Annotated in this window: 2 protein-coding genes; one reads left to right on the top strand and one right to left on the bottom strand. The window is 69.9% G+C overall.

The features are described 5' to 3' along the window. Positions 1 to 80: 80 nt before the first annotated feature. Positions 81 to 923 (top strand): NrfD/PsrC family molybdoenzyme membrane anchor subunit, encoded by an 843-nt coding sequence (gene nrfD, locus D7W82_RS39530; RefSeq protein ID WP_233588215.1) that lies wholly within the window; start codon positions 81 to 83, stop codon positions 921 to 923. Here the strand turns inward: nrfD and D7W82_RS39525 are convergent. Next, positions 910 to 1,515 (bottom strand): molybdenum cofactor guanylyltransferase, encoded by a 606-nt coding sequence (locus tag D7W82_RS39525; RefSeq protein WP_120623167.1) that lies wholly within the window; start codon positions 1,513 to 1,515, stop codon positions 910 to 912. The genes nrfD and D7W82_RS39525 overlap by 14 nt on opposite strands. Positions 1,516 to 1,675 lie beyond the last annotated feature (160 nt).

The raw sequence follows: 1,675 nt of genomic DNA, 5'->3' as shown, positions 1-1,675 counted from the left end.
CGTGGATGCGGTGTGCATCGAGCGGGACGGGCGGTGGGAGCCGTTGTTCGCGGCCTATCGTACGGAGCTGCTGTCACGCGGTGGCGACGGTTGGGGACATGGTGAGCGCGGGGCTGTTGATCCACGACCTGGGCCGGCCGTCGCGCTTCCTGAACATGCTGCGCGTGTTCCGGCCCACGTCTCCCATGAGCATGGGTTCGTGGGTGCTGGCGGGTTCGGGCGCGGTGAACACGGCGGCGTTCGTGCTGCGAAGGATGCCAGGGGCCCTGGGAGTCATGGGGCGCACGGCGGGCGTGATGGGCGCGGTGCTGGGGTTGCCGCTCGCGGGCTACACGGCGGTGCTGGTGAGCAACACGGCGGTGCCCCTGTGGCAGCAGGTGGGGCGCACGCTGCCGCTGTTCTTCATGGCCTCCGCGACCGCGAGCGCGGGGAGCTTGTTGTCCCTGTTCCCGCATACGGACGCGGAGGAGCGCGTGCTGCGCCGGTTCCGTGTGGCGGGCAAGGTGGCGGAGGTGTTCACGCGCGAAGCGGTGGAGTTGGAGGCGCGGCAGGTGGTGGAGGTGGGGAAGCCGCTGCGCACCGGAGCTTCGGGAGCGCTGTGGGCGCTGTCTCGGGCGTGTTCGCTGGCGGGCCTGGTGATGGACGTGCTGCCGGGACGGGCACGGTGGAAGCAGGTGACGGCGGACGTACTGACCACGGTGGGCGCGGTGGCCGCGCGTTACGCCGTCATCCAGGCAGGCAAGACGTCCGCGCGAAATCCACAGGCCACGTTCCAGGGACAACGCCAGGGCCTGGGCGCGGCACAGGTGGAGGGGAACACGGAGGCGTCGGACGGAAAGCCCCTGAGCTTCCCGTTGCCCGTGCTGGGTCAGGGCTCGGCGCCACGCGCCGGCATGCCCTACGCACGGTTCATGGCAACGTGACGCCGTAACGAACCAGATCCTCCAGCGTGTTCACGTTCGCCAGGGCACGCAGCTCCGGATCCACCGCGCGCAATGCGTCCGCGGACAAGGTCCGCGTCCGGAACCGCATCAGCAGCGCCCGCAGAGACGGATCCTCCACCAACGCGTCACCCCAGCGTGACATCAGCTCCGTACGATAGGCCGCGAACAACGGCTCCCACCGCCCGTCCCGCTCGATGCACACCGCATCCACGTCCCCGCTCCGCGCGTCCAGCACCACCCGCGCCGCGGCCTCCGTCACGAACGGCATGTCGCACGCCACCGCGAACACCCACGGCGTGCGGGCCGCCTCCAGGGCCGCGTGGACCCCTCCCGGCGCTCCCTTGCCCTTCACGGCGTCCCCCACCGTGCGGATCCCGAAGCGCTCGTACGGCTCCGAAACATTCGCCACCAACAGCGTGTCCTCGAAATGCGACCCGAACGCTTGCAGCCGTTCCAAGGTTGTGAGCCCTTCCACGCTCAGCAGCCCCTTGGGCACACCTCCCAACCGGGTCCCCTGCCCCCCTGCCAGGATGGCCAGCGTCACGTCGGGAAAGGTCGCGGATCCGTCCATGTCCGCCGACCCTACACACCTCTCATCCGCCCAGAAAACGCTTCATCTCGTGGCTTCCGCCAAGCCCCAGGGGGAGGGAGCAACCGCCCATCTCATGCCCCCCGTGGACAAGGCACGCGCACCCCGTCATAGAGTCCGGCCTCCCCTCCCCGACACATGC

It is taken from the genome of Corallococcus sp. CA049B (genome assembly GCF_003611685.1).
In the GTDB taxonomy this organism is placed as follows: domain Bacteria; phylum Myxococcota; class Myxococcia; order Myxococcales; family Myxococcaceae; genus Corallococcus; species Corallococcus coralloides.
Note: the sequence above shows the minus strand (reverse complement) of the source record. Positions and strands in the feature narration are given on the sequence as shown.